The 15,620-nt window shown below is 72.2% G+C and carries 12 protein-coding genes; 3 read left to right on the top strand and 9 right to left on the bottom strand.

Annotated features, from left to right (window positions below; translation table 11 throughout):
- Window positions 1-14: 14 nt before the first annotated feature.
- From IF67_RS0130045 to IF67_RS0130030, 4 genes are read right to left on the bottom strand one after another with little or no spacing between them, the layout of a single operon-like run.
- Window positions 15-641, bottom strand: a complete 627-nt coding sequence (locus IF67_RS0130045) for a histidine phosphatase family protein (RefSeq protein WP_030990978.1) — start codon at window positions 639-641, stop codon at window positions 15-17.
- Window positions 638-2,152: an FGGY-family carbohydrate kinase gene (locus IF67_RS0130040; protein WP_199812800.1), complete on the bottom strand. Its 1,515-nt coding sequence runs from the start codon at window positions 2,150-2,152 to the stop codon at window positions 638-640. Before IF67_RS0130040 ends, IF67_RS0130045 begins: the two co-directional genes overlap by 4 nt.
- A complete protein-coding gene (locus IF67_RS0130035; protein WP_030990975.1) occupies window positions 2,145-3,716 on the bottom strand; it encodes an FGGY-family carbohydrate kinase in 1,572 nt (523 codons plus the stop codon). Before IF67_RS0130035 ends, IF67_RS0130040 begins: the two co-directional genes overlap by 8 nt.
- Window positions 3,717-3,729: 13 nt before the next feature.
- Entirely contained in the window at window positions 3,730-5,055 is a 1,326-nt protein-coding gene (locus IF67_RS0130030; RefSeq protein ID WP_037840027.1) for an MFS transporter, read from the bottom strand.
- A gap of 274 nt (window positions 5,056-5,329) precedes the next feature.
- Between IF67_RS0130030 and IF67_RS0130025 the strand changes: the two genes are divergently transcribed.
- Entirely contained in the window at window positions 5,330-6,112 is a 783-nt protein-coding gene (locus IF67_RS0130025) for a DeoR/GlpR family DNA-binding transcription regulator (RefSeq protein ID WP_030990972.1), read from the top strand.
- Between the two features lie 9 nt (window positions 6,113-6,121).
- Here the strand turns inward: IF67_RS0130025 and IF67_RS0130020 are convergent, their stop codons facing one another.
- Window positions 6,122-6,559: an SRPBCC family protein gene (locus IF67_RS0130020; protein WP_030990970.1), complete on the bottom strand. Its 438-nt coding sequence runs from the start codon at window positions 6,557-6,559 to the stop codon at window positions 6,122-6,124.
- Window positions 6,560-6,630: 71 nt separating this feature from the next.
- Window positions 6,631-7,407, bottom strand: coding sequence for an SDR family oxidoreductase (locus IF67_RS0130015; RefSeq protein WP_030990968.1), 777 nt, complete (start codon window positions 7,405-7,407; stop codon window positions 6,631-6,633).
- 211 nt (window positions 7,408-7,618) lie between these two features.
- On the opposite strand from IF67_RS0130015, the gene IF67_RS0130010 reads away from it, so the two are divergent.
- Both IF67_RS0130010 and IF67_RS0130005 read left to right on the top strand, forming a co-directional pair.
- On the top strand, window positions 7,619-8,251 hold the full coding sequence (locus IF67_RS0130010) for a TetR/AcrR family transcriptional regulator (protein ID WP_051818720.1): 633 nt from the start codon (window positions 7,619-7,621) through the stop codon (window positions 8,249-8,251).
- A gap of 227 nt (window positions 8,252-8,478) precedes the next feature.
- On the top strand, window positions 8,479-11,316 hold the full coding sequence (locus IF67_RS0130005) for a M48 family metalloprotease (protein ID WP_051818718.1): 2,838 nt from the start codon (window positions 8,479-8,481) through the stop codon (window positions 11,314-11,316).
- Between the two features lie 147 nt (window positions 11,317-11,463).
- Here the strand turns inward: IF67_RS0130005 and IF67_RS0130000 are convergent, their stop codons facing one another.
- The 3 genes from IF67_RS0130000 to IF67_RS0129990 are packed head-to-tail and all read right to left on the bottom strand — an operon-like array spanning window position 11,464 to window position 15,343.
- Window positions 11,464-12,183: a hypothetical protein gene (locus IF67_RS0130000; RefSeq protein WP_030990963.1), complete on the bottom strand. Its 720-nt coding sequence runs from the start codon at window positions 12,181-12,183 to the stop codon at window positions 11,464-11,466.
- Entirely contained in the window at window positions 12,180-13,325 is a 1,146-nt protein-coding gene (locus tag IF67_RS0129995; protein WP_030990962.1) for an NAD(P)/FAD-dependent oxidoreductase, read from the bottom strand. Before IF67_RS0129995 ends, IF67_RS0130000 begins: the two co-directional genes overlap by 4 nt.
- Window positions 13,322-15,343: a LodA/GoxA family CTQ-dependent oxidase gene (locus IF67_RS0129990; RefSeq protein WP_030990961.1), complete on the bottom strand. Its 2,022-nt coding sequence runs from the start codon at window positions 15,341-15,343 to the stop codon at window positions 13,322-13,324. Before IF67_RS0129990 ends, IF67_RS0129995 begins: the two co-directional genes overlap by 4 nt.
- Window positions 15,344-15,620 lie beyond the last annotated feature (277 nt).

The raw sequence follows: 15,620 nt of genomic DNA, 5'->3' as shown, positions 1-15,620 counted from the left end.
GGGCGGCCGTACGGTCAGTGGAGGGCGGGGGCCCGGTTCAGGGCCGGGGTGTTGAAGCTGAGCAGCGCGGTCCGCCCGTCCTCGATGCGGATCTCGGTGAGGGCGCCGTTGTGCACCTGGGGGAAGACCCGGCGGTAGTCGGCGAGCGGGATGCCCAGCAGATGGCAGAGCAGGACCCGGACGAGGGTGGAGTGCGCGACGACCAGGATCCGGCCGTGCGGCTGCTCGTGGGCGAGGTCGGCGAGGCAGTCGGCGGCGCGCGCGGCGGCGCGGCGCGGGTCTTCCCCGTCGGGCAGATGGTTGTCGACCGGGTCGGCGAGGAAGGCGGCCAGCCGCTCCGGGAAGCGGTGGCGCATCTCGTCCCTGGTCAGGCCCTCGCCCTGGCCGAAGTCGAGTTCGTAGAGCCGCTCGTCGGTGCGTGCGGTGAGGCCGCAGGCCTCGGCGGCGGGGGCGGCGGTGAGCCGGGCACGGGAGAGCGGGGAGCTGGCGACGGCGGTGAGGCCGGCGGTGGCGGCCCAGGTGGCGAGGGCGGCGGCCTGCTCGCGGCCGTGGTCGGTGAGGGGCACATCGGTGCGGCCGGCGTAGCGGTTCTCCGCATGCCAGACGGTCTCGCCATGGCGTACGAGGATGAAGTCGGTCACGGTGCTGCCCTCCTGCGGGCGTGGTCGGCCACGGCCTGGTCGAGCCAGCCACGGCGGGTGAGTTCGTCGACGAAACGGAGGTGGACGGGGAGGTAGCGGGCGGTGCGGGCCGGTGCGGGCCGGATCTCGCGCTCGATGCGGACCATGGCGGCGGCCGCTTCCCGGAGGCCGGCACCGGAGGAGGTGGCGGCGAGGACGGCCATGCCGAGGGCGGCCTCGGCCTGCTCCGGCAGCAGTACGGAACGTCCCAGGACATCGGCGCGCAGTTGGCACCAGTAGGCGTTGCGGGCGCCGCCGCCGGTGAGGGTGAGCGGCCCGTCGACGGGCGCGCCGAGTTGGTCGAGATAGTCGAAGCAGAGCCGTTCGAGGCAGGCGACGCCGAGGAGGTAGGCGTGGAATTCGGCGGCGCGGGTGGGGACCTGGCCGAGGACGAAGGGTGTGGCGTCGGGGGCGCGGAAGGGGAAGCGTTCGCCGCCGGTGGAGACCAGGGGGTAGGCGACCGCGTCCGGGTCCAGGGCCGCGGCCCGGGCGGTGAGCGCGTCCAGGTCCTCGCCGGGGAAGTGCCGGGGGAGGACGCCGGCGCCGCTGCTGGAGGCACCGCCCGGCAACCAGTTGTCACCCGGTCCGCGGTGGCAGTAGACGACGCCTGCCGGGTCGCGGACCAGGTGCGGGCTGCTGCCCTTGAGGACGAGGGTGGTGCCGAGCACCGAGTTCCAGGCGCCCGGTGCGAGTGCCCCGGCACCGATCTGTGCGGCGCAGCCGTCAGTCATCCCGGCGACGATGGCGGTCCCTTCGGGGATGCCGGTGGCCTCGGCGGCAGCGGCACAGACGGTGCCGAGCGGGCTGCCGGGACGCACCACATCGGGCAACAGTCCCTCGGGCACGCCGAGTTCGTCCATGACCTTCTGGGGCCAGCGTTCCTCGACGAGGTGGTAGCCGGTCTTGAGGGCGTGGCTGGCGTCGGCGGCGACCTGGCGGCCCGCCAGCCGCCAGGTCACCAGGTCGACCTGGTGCAGCAGCCGGACGCCGGACCGGCGCGCGGAGGCGTTCTTCAGCAGGGAGACGAGTTTCGGCAGCGCCCAGGAGGGCTGCATGCTGCGGTAGCCCAGTTCCTGCCAGACCGCCTCTCCGGCGGCGTTGACGGCCGCGGCCTCGGCGGTGGCGCGCCCGTCGTCGTACATCAGGCCGGGGGTGAGCGGGGTGCCGTGTGCGTCGGCGAGCAGGATCGTGCCGGAGGTGCCGTCGATGGCCAGTCCGCGGATCCGCCGGGTGTCGACGCCGCCGAGGGCCTCCCGGCACGCGGCGGCCAGCGCGCTCCACCACTCCTCGGGGTCCTGCTCGTGCCGGTTGCCGTCGCGTCGGCCGGTCAGCGGACGGGCGGCGGTGGCCAGGACCTGACCGGTGCCGTCGACGGCGACGCAGCGCGCGCTCTGGGTGCCGAGGTCGAGGCCCAGCCAGATGCCGTGGAGGCCGGGGGCGGGGGCGCCGCCGTCGGGGCGCGGGTCAGACACGGGGACCTCCAGGGGTGGTGCCGGCGGGGTGGCCGGTGGTTTCGGTCGGCCGGCCGGGGGCCTCGGGGCGGCGGGCGCTCCCCCGCCAGACCGCGCCGCCCCGCCAGCCCGCCTCCCGGGCACGGGCCCGCCACCCGAGGAAGTCCTCGTACAGCGCGGCATAGAACTCCGCGCGTTCCGGTTCGGGCTCCCAACTGCGCTGCATCCGGACGTACTTGGCCGCGGCGCTGTGCATGCTGGTCTCGGCGCCGGTGCGGACCAGGCCGGTGAGGAAGGCGCCCTTGGCGCCGAGTTCGGTGTCGCCGGAGCGGGCGGTGGGCACCCCCGTGGCATCGGCGATCAGCGCACACCAGGCATCGCTGTTGGCGCCGCCGCCGCACAGCCGCAGCTCGCTGACGTCCGTACGGGCGGCGGCCAGCGAGTCCCGCAGAACCAGCGAGAGTCCGTCGAAGACGGCGCGCGCCAGATCGGCGGGCGTGTGCTCCAGGGACAGGCCCCAGAAGGAGCCGCGGGCGCCCGGGTCGAGGAAGGGGGCCCGCTCACCGGCCGGGGAGAGGTACGGCAGGAACATCAGCCCGCGGGCGCCCGGCTCCGACTCGAAGGCCAGCTGCGCCAGCTCCGGCGGTCCGGGCAGATGGAGCAGCCGGGCGGCCCAGCCGAGGACCTCGGCGCCGTTGAGGGTGGGGAAGGCGCGCAGCACCCGCTCACGTCCCCGGTAGGCGATGTGGACGCCGGACGGTTCGCCCCCGGTGTCGATGTCGGTACGGACGATCTCGGTGCACAGTGTGGTCCCGAGGATGCTGCACGCCTGGCCGGGGTTGACGACGCCGACACCGCGGGCGGTGGCGGCGATGTCATAGGGGGACATCACGACCGGGAGCCCGGCCGGCAGCCCCAGTTCGCCCGCCGCCGCGCCGGTGATCTCGGCGATCCGCTGCGACTCCCCCAGGACGGTGGGCAGCAGCCGCTCGTACGCGCCGAGGCCGAACAGATCGAGGATGTACGGGTCGTACGTGCCGGTGGCGTGGTCGAGGAATGGGGCCGAGGCATCGGATTCATCGCTGGCGCGCACGCCGGTGAAGCGCAGGAAGAGCCAGCCGGCGGCGGTGAGCGAGGTGGCGGAGCGGGCCAGCCGGTCCGGGTCGTTCGCGGCGAGCCAGGCGAAGAGGGCATTGGGCATCCCTGCGCAGGTCAGCGAGCCGTTGCGGCGGAAGGCCGCCTCCAGGACGCCGTCGCGCTGCCAGCCGGTGAGCAGGTCCCCGGCCCGGCCGTCGGACCACAGGATGGCGGGTCCGGTGGGCCGTCCGCGGTCGTCGACGAGCCAGGCGCCGTCGCCCTGGGCGGTGAAGGACACCAGCCAGACCGGGTCGGACAGTCCGTCGAGGACGGTGCGGACGGTGTGGACGACGGCGTCCCAGACGGCGTCCATGTCCTGTTCCGCCCAGCCGGGGTGCGGGCGCAGGACCTCGGTGGCCCGGCGGGCGACGGCGATCTCGGTGCCGCGGTCGTCGAAGACGACGGACTTGATCACCGTGGTGCCGACGTCGATGGTCAGTACGGACATCAGTGGAGTCCTCTCACGCCGGTGCCGAGGCGGCGCCGGCAGCGGTGCCCTCGGGGGCGTCGCCGCGCTGTGCTGCGGCGTCCTGCGCGTCCGCCGTGCCCGGCTCGTCCGGCAGCTTCAGGAAGTGGGCGAGCACGCAGCTCACCGCGTACATCCCCGCGAAGATCCAGACCACCCCTTCGACGCCGAGCGGTCCGACGAAGGCCGCGACGACGGCGGGGCCGACGAAGGTGCTGGCTCCCGCTCCCAGGTTGAGGGCGGCCAGCGCCTGCCCCTGGTGCTTCGGCTCCAGAGTGGGCACCAGCGCCGACAGGGGTACATAACCTGCCAGCGTAGCGCCGTAGAAGGCGGCGACCAGGAGGGCGAGCGGGAAGTTCGGGCCCGCGGCGTCCGGGACGTAGAAGAGCAGCAGAGTGCTGAGCGTGCAGCCGGCGCCGCCGAACCAGGCGATGGTGCGGCGCCAGCCGAAGCGGTCGCCGAGCACGCCGAACAGCAGGTTGGCGAAGATATTGGTCGCGAACATCGCGCTGAGCAGATGCAGCCATTGGGTGAGGCTGAAGCCGACGGTCCTGGTGAAGTGGATCGGCATGATCACGAAGAAGCCGAACTGCGAGGCGGTGTTGATCACCCGGACGACCGAGCCGACCCCGACCCGGGGGTTGCGCCACAGGATCGTGATGCTGCCGACCAGCGTGGCCACCGGCCCCTCCCCCGTACCGCGGGGCCGCCGTGCGCCGTGGTCGTCACGGACCAGCAGCAGGGCGATCAGCCCGCCCGCGGCCACCAGTACCAGCGCGGCCCACAGCGTGGCGTAGGAACCGATCTGCGGGATGAGCCCGCCGGCGACCAGCGAGCCGAGCGTGGGCAGGCCGCCCGTGAAGGCGAACCAGAACCACCCCATCGCCGTACCGAGCCGGGCGCGCGGTGTCACCCCGGCGACCCAGACGAGGAACCCGTAGGCGAACAGCGGATACCCCAGGCCGCGCAGCCCGTAGGCGAGCATCATCAGCGGATAGCTGGTGAGGGGGATGGCGGCGAGGAGGAAGAACAGCTGGAAGGCGGCCCAGATGGCCAGGCCGGTCCACATGACACGGCGCGGGCCCCACAGGTCGGACAGCACCCCGGAGAGCCAGGCGGCGAGGCCGGCCGCGATCCCGTAGACGGTGAACAGCAGCGCGACCCGGGACTCCGAGATGCCCTGGTCGATGAGGTACGGCGAGAGATAGCCGGACTCGACTCCGTCTCCGATCATGAAGAGGAGGAGTCCGAGGTATCCCCAGGCGAGGGTCGGCGGGATACCCAGGCGTGTGATCAGCGAACGCGGAGGAGAGTTCGTCATCGAATCTCCCTTTCTGCGGCGGCGGGGCAGGAGGGGTGGACGCAGTGATGGAACCGCCGGGCGGAAACGGGCGTCAATGGCCGCCGGAATCTTCGCATCGGGGCCGCGACCTGCCATGTTGTGTCGTACCGGAACCGCATGTGGACGCCGCTGCCGCCGCGCGCGCCATGTGAAATCCATGCGAACATAACGCGGCGAATTCACGCGGCCGATCCCCGCGACGTGGCCGTCTCACCACGCCGGGCGGCCGCACGGGGACCGGAAGGAGCGAGCGATGGACCGGGTCGAGGCCCAGGAGGAGCGGCGGCGCCGCATGCGCGACACCGTCATCGCCCGCGGCTTCGTGCGCACCGCGGACCTCGCCGACGAGTTCGGCATCAGCCTGATGACCGCGCACCGCGATCTGGACGCCCTTCAGGCACAGGGCTGGCTGCGCAAGGTGCGCGGCGGCGCGACGGGGCTGCCGTCGGCGCAGTTCCACGGCAGTGTCGCGGAGCGGATGGCCACCATGGCGCAGACCAAGCAGCAGCTGGCACGGGCCGCCGCCACGCTGCTGGTCCCCGGGCAGACGGTGCTGCTCGACGACTCCACGACCTGTCTGCTGCTGGCGCACCAGGTCGCCGAACACACCCCGCTGACGGTGATCACCAACTCCCTGCCGGCCATCACCACCCTCGCCAAGGAGCCCGGCGTCTCGCTGATCACGCTGGGCGGTGTGTACTTCCCGGCGTACGACGCGTTCATGGGCCCGCACACCGCGGACGCGGTACGGGCCTTTCGCGCCGATGTGCTGTTCATGTCCACCACGGCCGTCACCAACGGCCGCTGCTACCACACCTCACCGGAGACCGTGCAGGTCAAGCGGGCCATGATGGAAAGCGCCGGCCGCCGCGTCCTGGTCGCCGACCACACCAAGTTCGCCAAGGGGGGCCTCTACGCACTGGCCCCGCTGACCGACTTCGACCTGCTGATCGTCGACGACGGGCTGGCGGCGGAGCAGGTACGGGAGGTCCGGGCGGCCGGCACCGAGGTGTTGGTGGTGCCGGCCCGGGGCTAGGGAATGTCCTCAGTCCGGGAGGGCGAAGCGTTCTTTGAGGGCGTCCAGGCCGGTGGTGTAGATGATGTCGCCGAAGTGCTTCTCGATCTCGGGGACAAGTGCGTCGGCGGCCTCGTACGTCGCGGCCCAGCGGATCTCGGCACCCGTCTCGTGCGGGTGCACGGACAGCGTGGAGACGTAGTCGGACACGGGGACGGCGGATTCATGGAGGGTGTAACGGAGCATCCGGCGCGCGTCGTCCTTCTCCAGGAGCTTTTCCCGGATGACCACTTGGCCGTCGACGGAGAACGCCTGTACCGCACCGGGCGTCTCGGGATCGGCGCCGTCCTCGATCACCGACGGCGGGAGCAGGGGATGCCAGTCGGCGAGGCCGCCGAACGTGCCGATGATCTGCCAGACGGCATCGGGGGCGGCGGTGACGACGGTGGTACGGGTGAGCGTGTGCACGGACGGACCTGCGATGACTGGGGACGGCGACGACTGCGGGGTGCCCCTGATCGGCCGCTTCCTCCCACGGCTCACCATGTGCCGTCGCCTCGCAGTACGGCGTCGGCGCCGCCGTCGATGAAGACGACCTGGCCGGTGACCAGTTCGTTCTCGGGAGAGGTGAGCCAGGTCAGGAGGGGAGCGATCTGTGCCGGCCGGGCATGGCCGTGAAGCGGCATGGGGACGGTCGCGTCGACGATCTTGCGCACGTCGGGACTGGCCAGCATGGGTTCCGTCATGGGGGTGACGACGGTTCCGGGGGCGATGGCGTTGAGGGGGATACCGGCGCCTGCCCAGTCGGCGGTCACGGCGGTACGGCGTATCCACCGTGCGAGGGCGGCCTTGGCCGAGCCGTAGATCGCATAGCCCTCTCCCCGGTCGACCGCTGCCTGGGCGGCGGCCAGCGCCGCTTCCTCGTCACCGGCGAGCGCCGCGTCGGCGATGGCCGTGTCGTGCGGATGGACGGAGGCGACCGAGGCGATGACGACGGCGCGCGGGTCCGTGCCGGCGGCCAGCAGGGGGCGCAGCCCCGCCAAGGTGGCGACCGCGCCGAAGTAGTTGACGCTGACGGCGCGCGGCGCGAACCCGGCGAGGCCGGCGCCCGCGATCACGGCATCGAGCCGTCCACCGCTCAACTCGTCCGCGCGCTGGACCAGATGGGCCCGGCCATCGGGGGTGGCGAGGTCCGCGACGATATCGGCGTCCTTGAGGTCGGCGCCGATGACCGTGTGCCCCTGCTCCTTCAGGCGGGTGGCGGTGGCCTTGCCGATGCCGGAGGCAGCTCCGGTGATGAGGTAGGTGCGGGACATGGTCGGCTCCTTCGCTGACGCTGGACGTTCACCGGTCACTGATCACCGCGCGTCGGCAGGGATGGCACGACAGCACGGGCACGGCCGATGGATCGACCGCTGAACGAACGGCTCCTGATCAGTCGTTGATCAACATACGGTTTTTTGGCGCAACGTGCCATCAATTCTCTGTGAGAATGAGAGCCAAGGCGACGCACGGCAAGGAGCACACATGGCGGCAGCGCGGGGCCGACCGTCCCTGACGGAACACCGGCGCCTCCAGACTCGGCTGGAGATCGCGGAGGCCGCGGCGGCCCTGTTCGCCGACCGCGGTTACGACACGACGACGGTCGAGGACATCGCCTCGGCCGCGGGCATCTCGCTGCGCACCTTCTACCGCTACTGCCCGGCGAAAGAGGACGCCCTCACTCCCCTCTTCGCCTCCAGCGTCGGCCAGCTCGTGGCCGTCCTCGCGGAACATCCGGCCGACGAACCGCTCAGCGCCGCCATCGAGGCGTCCTTCGGGACGGCGACGGCCGAGCGGCGCCTGGAGGACGCCGCGCGGGCCCGTCGGCTGGTCCGGGTCCTGGGGAGCGTCCCCGTCCTGAAGATGCGCTGGCTCGCGGCCGGGCGGGAGATGCAGGAACGGCTCGCGCCCGCGCTCGCGGCCCGCGTGGGCGCCCCTCCCGACAGCCTCGAAGTGCGTCTGCTGACCACCGCGGTGCTGGACGCGTTCACCGTCACCATGGAGCACTGGGCCTGGCAGGACGATCCCGAGGAACTCGTCGACCTGATGCGCCGCGCGCTGGCGTTCCTGCGGCTCGACGAGCTCCAGGCGAAGCCCGGGCCGTCCGTCGACACGTAGATCTCCGCACATGAGTGCATCCGCCCCAACTACATTGATTCCGTGGGACGTTGTAGTCGTGAACACGACGCGGAGGCGATGCCGGTGAGTGTGGACGTACGGGATGTGGTGTCCGACGTGACGAGAGGTGCGTCCTGAGCGCCGGCAGCGCACCACCCTCCCGGGATGGTGCCCCGCCCACCCCGGGCGGGACCGAGCCCCGCAGGATCGACCCGCGGGTCCTGCCGATGGGCACCACCCTGCGCTTCGCCGTCCTGGTGCTCGTGATGGTGGTGGCGACCATCGGGATGGTCAACTCGATGTTCGCGCTGGCTCCTTGGGACGACAAGGAGATCCTGTGCAAGTTCGCGGCGGGCTTCGACCCGAACCTCCGGATGGCGGACTCGATGCGGCTCGACATCCGAGGGCTGCGCGAACTCAAGGACTGTGCCCCCGCCGGCGCCATGGTCAAGAACCTGCCCGGCATCGTCGGCGCCGGGCTGGTACTGCTGTCGGCCGCCGCGCTCTACGCCTGGCTGCCGCGTTGGAAGTCCCGGCGCGGCCGGGTGATCACCCTCGACGAGGCGGCCCCCGACGGGGAGTTGCGGGCCGAGCTGATGCGCCTCGTGGCCACGGCACGGCTGCGTACCGTACCGGCCTTCGTGGTGGACCCCGACTCCTTCGACGCCGGTGCCGTGGTGTTCGGCCGGGCCGGGCGGCACACGGTCTGTCTGCACGCCGGGCTGGTGGCCGCGTGGCGCGGCAATGCCGACGCCCGGGCCGGATTCCACGCCGTCGTGCTGCACGAGCTGGCCCATCTCCGCAACCGGGACGTCGACCTCGCCTATGCCGTCACGGCGCTGTGGCGGGTCTTTCTGGCACTGGTCGTCGTGCCGTTCACGGTGCTGTACGGGGGCAGCTTCGTCGCGGCGCAGTTCTTCGGCGCCTTCTACGGGGGCGACGCGGTGTTCTGGCCCGCCGGGCGGGCCGGTGTGCTGCGGGCCCTGGCGAGCGCGCTGTTCATGGTGCTCCTCGTGGTGCTGGCCCGGGCCGACACCCTGCGTCACCGTGAGTTGTACGCCGACGCGGACGCCGTCGCCCTGGGAGCGCAGCGCCAGATCTGGGACGGTGCCCGGGACCGCGGCCCCCTCGTCGCCGTCCCGACGTTCCTTCACACGGCACGGAGCCGGGTGGCCGCGCTGTGGAGCACCCACCCCTCCTGGGCCGTCCGCAGACGGTCCCTGGCCGATCCGGCAGCGCTGTTCTCCCTGGGCACGGAGCAGATGTTCCTGGTCGGCTGGGCCGCCCTCGTCTCCGCCCACACCCTGTCCGGCCTGTGGGGCACCACGGCCGCGACCTGGGCCACCGCCCTGCCCACCGCGGTACTCGTCACCCTCGCGGTCTGGCGGTCGCTCGCCTACGCCGGGCATCACGGTCTGCGCCGCCCGGACGGTCTGCGTCCGGGGCTCGCACTGGGGCTCGGTCTGGCCTGCGGTGAGCTGATGACCGGCATCACCAGCGGCGCCGGATGGCTGCCCGAGCACCCCGAGATCCTGCTGGCGCTCCTGGCCGGTGCCGTGCTGTTCACGCTGTGGACCGTGGCCTGTGCGCGGCTGCGGCTGCGGACGCTGGGCGGCGCCTCGTTGCGCAGGGCGATCTGGCCGTCCCTGCTCGCCTGCTGCCTGCTGGCCGCGGCCGGTGTGAACTGGTGGCTGCGGTTCGGCTTTCTGTACCTGGCGGGAGACATCCTCACCGGGGCCGGCCTGCAACAGCAGATGATCCGGTCGTTTCCCGGACCGTGGAGCGAACACACCACGGAGCTCGACTGGTTCACCGCCACCATGCCGCAGGCCGCGATGCTGGGCACGAGCGTGCTGTTCGCCGGCGCGACGATGGTGCTGTGGGCCTTTCCCCTGGCCCTGTGGCTGCGGCGGACCCGGGTCCACGGCCCGGCCGCCGGGCTGCGGTCGGCCGTGACGGCCGGACTCCTCGGCGGCGTCGTCTGTCTGGCGGGGCTGGTCGGCGTCATGGCCCATATGCACACCTGGCAGCCGCCGCTCGGAGCGTCCAACGGCACCTTCTCGATGCTGTACCTGTGGTGGGCGGCCACCGCGATCTGGGCGGGGGTGGCGCTGACCGGTGCGGTGGTTGCGGTCACCTCCCGGTACCGGTGGCTGCCGCGTGCGCTCGTGGCCGCGGGGGTGGCCCAGTCCGTGGCGCTGGTGGGGAAGTTCGCGCTCGGTGCCGTGGACGGTTGTCTGGGGCCGCTGCGGACCCTGGCCCACACCTGCCACTGGGTGCCCGGCCCGAGCTGGCTGATCACCCAGCCTCTGGCCGGCCTGGTGCTGCCTTCCGTCCTCGGCGCCGCACTGGTGGCCGTGGCCGCCAGAGGCGCGGCGGCCGCACTGCGCCTGCGGGCCCCGGCGCGACAGCCCCGGCCCGCCCCGAACGCCCCGTCGGCCGCCGCGCGCCCCTCCCGCACGCGCTCCTTGGTCACGCTGGGCGGCCTGGCGCTGCTGATCGCCGTCGCGGCAGTCGGTCCGGTGGCGATCGCCGGTCAGCGGCGCGCGGCGGCGCAGACGTCGTCCGCCGTGACACCACCGCCGCCGCCCAAGGCATCCGAACGGATCCGGACCCTGCAACTGCTGGCGTGGTACACGCTGAGCGGGAAGCGCGATATCCGACAACTGAGCGCGCATTACGGCGACTTCCGCAAGCAACTCGACGGCATGGTGCAAGCGGCGAAGTCCCGCCCGCATGAACTGGTCCGCTTCGACTCGCACCGGCTCCGCAGGACCTGCGCCGCGCTCACCACGGACGCGACCACCGCGCGCCGCCTTCCGATCCCGGACCGCGACCTCCAGGACGCCTGGTCGTCCTGGCTCAGTGCGACCCTCGACGCAAGCCGCAACTGTGTGAGGCTGGTGGACAGCAACCGCAACAGCCCGCAGGAGAACGACACCATGCTCAAGGGACTCGTCCAGGGCTACACCCGGTCGGCCACGGCCGTCGGCCCGGTCGTCCGACAGGTCGAGGCCGCCACCCGCCTCTGGCCCCAGTGGGCGCACACCGACAAGGGCCGCTAGGGGGACCTTTCGGATCGTTGCCCGAGCGAGGTACCGGGCAACGCCCCTCTCCTTCGGGCCCTGCCGCCCCGGTGCCGGACGGCCCGGGTCGCGACGCCGTGTCACGGCCCGGGCCGGGGATGCGGAACGAAGGTGTGCCGCGGCAGGTCAGTTGTTGAGGCTGGTGTGGTTCCACCAGCCCTGGCGGCCCACGGTGAAGTCGACCGTCGGGCCGTTCCCGTCGATCCTGCCCTGGTACTGCTGCCCCTTCTTCAGCGGGCTCTCGACCAGCCTGTCGTGGGCGTCCTGGACCGAGTCGATGACGAGGGCCGGGACCTTCTTGACCGTCGCCGCGTCGATGGGCTTCGCGGTGGTGACGGTGACGGCCTCGTCCCAGTTCGGGCGCTCGGCGAGCTGGTGGGCCACGTGGATCTCGTCCCCTTCGCCGAACATCAGGTACGTGAGGTACTCGGGGTAGGGCAGCTGTCCGAGCTTGCGGAAGGAGAGGACGTCCTCCCTCTTGCACTCCACCGGGGTCTCGGTCGTCGTCATCTGCTGGAAGTCGCGGCTGCCGTCCGGCTTCACGACGACCCGCTCCAGATGGACGCTGAACTCCTTGCCCTGCTGTAGCTCGGGGAGTTCGAAGTGGTGCGGACAGCGCAGGGAGTAGAAGACCCGCTCGTTCTCGTGCTGCGCCAGGTCCTTCAGGTACATCTCCCGCAGCGCGCCGTTGTCCTTGAGGGTGAAGGTGAACACCGCCTGGTAGTTGTGGCCGGACTGGGGGTTGTACAGCGCCAGGTGGTAGAAGAACAGCTTCTTCTTGCCCAGCAGCAGGAACCGGTGGATGTGCTGGCCCTCGGCGTGCTCGGGTCCGGTGGTGGGGGTCATGAGGGGGTCTCGCCTTTCGTCAGAGGGGGGTGGGGGCGGATGGTCCGCTGTCGCCGGGCCCAGAAGGGGCGGTCGGCCCAGCGGGTTTCCTGGGCGTGCACGGCGCGGTGGCCGTGCTGGTAGGCGGTGCGGGCGGTGGCGACCTGCGCCGCGTAGACGGCCTGCGCCGCCCGGTCGCCGTGCAGCCGGGCGTCGACCGCCCGGCCTGCGCTCAGCCCGGTGTAGAGGGCGGTGAGGATGCCCTGGGAGCTGAGCGGGTCGAAGGCGGCCGCCGCGTCTCCGGCGGCCGTCCAGCCGTCGCCGTGCACCCGGTCCAGATGTGCGCTGTGCGCGGGGGCGCGGCGGGGTGGCCGCAGGGTGGTGAGGCCGTGCGGGCGGGCCCGGTGGGAGACGTGCCGGGTGGCCAGCAGCCGGTCGTGGAACCGCTCGGCTCCGTGTGCGGCCACGGGCAGGTCGGGATCGGTGAAGTAGGCGACCAGGCGGTGCCGGGAGGGCAGCAGGGCGGTGTACCACCAGCCGTCCTCGTCGGACTCGACCAGCGAACGGCCGTCGGTGACGGTCTGCGGGGCCGGGTCGAGGGTGAGGTGGAAGGCGGTGAGCCGGTCTCCGGTGCGCCGCCGGGCACCGGAGCGGACGGCGATCGCGGCGCCCCGTCCGGTGGCGTCCACCACCCAGCGGCAGCGGACCGTACGTTCCCCGCCACCGGAGCGGTCGCGCAGGGCGAGCCGCCAGGTGCCGTCCGGCTGCCGCGCCGGGCACCGTACGCCGGTGTCCTCGGCCACCTCGGCGCCCGCCGCGCGGGCGGCGGCGCGCAGCCGCCGGTCGAAGAGCGGACGGTCGAGGTGCCAGCCGTGGCCGTACGGGTCGTTGATGAAGTCCACGGCGTGAAGTTCGGCCGAACCCCAGGCGGACAGATTGCCGTGGCAGGGCAGATGGCCGCTGCCCAGGACCGGCTCTTCGACGCCCAGGTCGGCCAGGAGCAGCCGCCCCATGGACACCAGTGCCTCGCCGGCCTTGGGCGGGCCGGTGCCCGCGTCGGCCAGCAGGACGCTGCGCCCGGCCCGTACGAGGGTGAGGGCGGCGGCGCAGCCGGCCGGTCCCCCGCCCGCGACCACGACGTCATAGCCCGGTACGGGGCTCACTGGGCGCCGTGGAAGGGGTCGAGCTTCTCCAGGTACCCGGCGGCGATCGCGGTCTCGGGCTGCCCCGTCGCCTCCTTGACCTCATCGACCGCCTGCTGCACGAGCATGGCCTCGACGGTCTCGGCCGGGACGTCCCCGGTCCAGGTACCGGCCGCGCCGGCCAGTTGCGGCACCCCCGCCTCGGGGACCTGGATGTTGATGAGGTTGGCGTGGTCGGGGGCCGGCGGATAGCCGGGCTCGGACTCCACCTGGATGATTGGGGGGAACTTCGCGTCGCCCACGGTGTATTCGCGCGGCTCGACGATGCCGAACTTGAACCAGTCGTCGATCATCTGCCGGCGCTGGGCGTTGGACTGGGTGCCCTTCAGGCCGCGCAGCCATACCGCCCTCCTCTCGAAGGCCTCCTCCCTGACGCCGTCGTCGGGGCCGGCCGGCGGGGTGTTGACGGTCGTGAAGTCCGTGTTCTTCAGCACGTGGTTGGGCACCTGGGCGGGCCAGAACGTCGGCAGATAGGGGCTGTAGCGGGGGCCGAGCCCGGATTGCACCTGGTAGCCGGAGCGGCAGCTCGCCGCGTCGCACTGCCAGGGGGCGGCCATCCAGCGCGTGAGGTCACCCGGGCCCTGCGCGTACAGCGGACCGTTCTTGCCCATGGCGTCCTGGACGGTGAGCAGATCGCCGTAGTCGGGTTCCGGGTTCTCCGGTGTGCGGTGCAGGATGCGGAACGGCTCGGAGTACATGGTCTTGTGCCGCATCGGCCAGGTGACCTCACAGCCCGGGTGGAACGCGTCGGCGGCGCAGTTCTCCAGCGCGCCGCGGTCCAGCAGCCGCGGCTGTTCGGCCGGGGGCGCCTCGTCCACGTTCGGGAAGCCCTTACGGGGCGGGCCGGAGGTGAAGCGGCCGTCGGCCCACAGGGCAAGCACCCGGTCCTGCTCGGCGGAGATCACGAGGTGCTGCCGCTCCGAGTCGGGTTTGCGGCTGGACATGGCGTCGCCGTAGAGCCACGGCCAGGGCACCGGGGACGTGCCGTCCCGGTCGTAGTCGCGCATCTGGACGTAGATCTGGCGGCGGAGCTCCTGGCTGGCCGCACCCGGGTCGGCGAGCCGCTTGCGCATGGCCGGGTCGCGGAAGTCGTGCGGGCCGCTCCAGCCGAACTGGGTGGCGAAGCCGTGGTTGACCCACTGGAGCTGGCAGAACCGGCTCAGCAGCGGCTCGACGTGGTCCGGGTAGGAGATCTGCTGCACGGTGGGCAGCGTGTGCTCGGCGAGGAACACGTCGTAGAGCACGTCGTACAGCGTGCGGACGCTCTTCACACCGGGCGCGTAGTGCGGCGGGGCCACCACGGCCCAGGCGGGACTCGCGCTCTTCGTGACACCCCCGATGGTGACCTCCGCCGTGACCGGCCCGTCGGCGACGTCGTCGTACCAGGTGTCGTTGTTGGCGACGCCGGAGATCGGCTTCTCGGGGGTGGCGTAGGAGGCCGACTTCCCGACACCCCCGACGACCAGCAGGCGGCCGTCGGTCTGGGTGGAGATCGAGCCGAGGGGGACCTGCCGGTTCATGATCTTCCCGGAGAGGGCGGCGGCCTCGTGCAGGGAGGCGCGGATCGCCTTGTTGCCGGCATCGATGACGAGTTTCTTCCGCTCGGCGCCCGTGACGTCGAAGTTCCGACGCTGAAGCTGGGCCGACGGCAGGCTGAGGGCCTCTTTGATGTCGAGCGGGAGGTGGAACTGGTACCAGGCGGACTTCTTGTTGGCCAGGTGCACCGACCACTTGATCTCGGTGACGTCCCCCTCGCCCAGTTTGAGTTCCCTGACGACCTCCCCCGCCCGGTTGTAGCCGTAGATGCGGAAGCGGGCGGCCTGCCGGATGACCTTCCCCGAGCTGTCCTTGTACGAGCCGGGCGGCAGTGCCGGCTGGTCGGGCGACTCGGGGCCTATGAAGGGCTGTTTGTCACTGTTGCCGACCCGGGCTATGCCTATGGCGGGGTGGATCTTCACCTGTGCGATCTGCGTGTCCATCGAGGAGCCTTTCACTGGGCCGGCGTGGATGCCCCCCGAGGACTCCATCGTTGGATCGCCGTCGTGCGTGCTGTGACATCGAGGCGTCACAATGGGTGCACGGATTCACCCTTACGGGACGAGCGACACGCCGAGCCGCGCCGGTCCCGCTCACGGACCGTGACAGTGGCCGCGGACCGGCAGCACCGGGTACGCCCAGCGGAGAGCCGCGCCCGGTGGTGCCGGGGCACCGGACGCGGCACGGGGACCGCCGCCCGCCCCGCGTTCCGCGGGGAGG

Source organism: Streptomyces sp. NRRL S-1813, assembly GCF_000719605.1.
Taxonomy (GTDB): Bacteria; Actinomycetota; Actinomycetes; order Streptomycetales; family Streptomycetaceae; genus Streptomyces; species Streptomyces decoyicus.
The sequence above is the reverse complement of the archived record's forward strand: the minus strand, read 5'-3'. Positions and strand labels throughout refer to the sequence as shown.

What these genes read in the sequence shown, in the direction of transcription:
- IF67_RS0130025 (WP_030990972.1), top strand. Translation starts at nt 5,330, where the DNA reads ATGGACCGGGTCGAGGCCCAGGAGGAGCGGCGGCGCCGCATGCGCGAC.
- IF67_RS0130030 (WP_037840027.1), bottom strand. Translation starts at nt 5,055, where the DNA reads ATGACGAACTCTCCTCCGCGTTCGCTGATCACACGCCTGGGTATCCCG.
- IF67_RS0130005 (WP_051818718.1), top strand. Translation starts at nt 8,479, where the DNA reads ATGGGCACCACCCTGCGCTTCGCCGTCCTGGTGCTCGTGATGGTGGTG.
- IF67_RS0130010 (WP_051818720.1), top strand. Translation starts at nt 7,619, where the DNA reads ATGGCGGCAGCGCGGGGCCGACCGTCCCTGACGGAACACCGGCGCCTC.
- IF67_RS0130000 (WP_030990963.1), bottom strand. Translation starts at nt 12,183, where the DNA reads ATGACCCCCACCACCGGACCCGAGCACGCCGAGGGCCAGCACATCCAC.
- IF67_RS0129990 (WP_030990961.1), bottom strand. Translation starts at nt 15,343, where the DNA reads ATGGACACGCAGATCGCACAGGTGAAGATCCACCCCGCCATAGGCATA.
- IF67_RS0130035 (WP_030990975.1), bottom strand. Translation starts at nt 3,716, where the DNA reads ATGTCCGTACTGACCATCGACGTCGGCACCACGGTGATCAAGTCCGTC.
- IF67_RS0130015 (WP_030990968.1), bottom strand. Translation starts at nt 7,407, where the DNA reads ATGTCCCGCACCTACCTCATCACCGGAGCTGCCTCCGGCATCGGCAAG.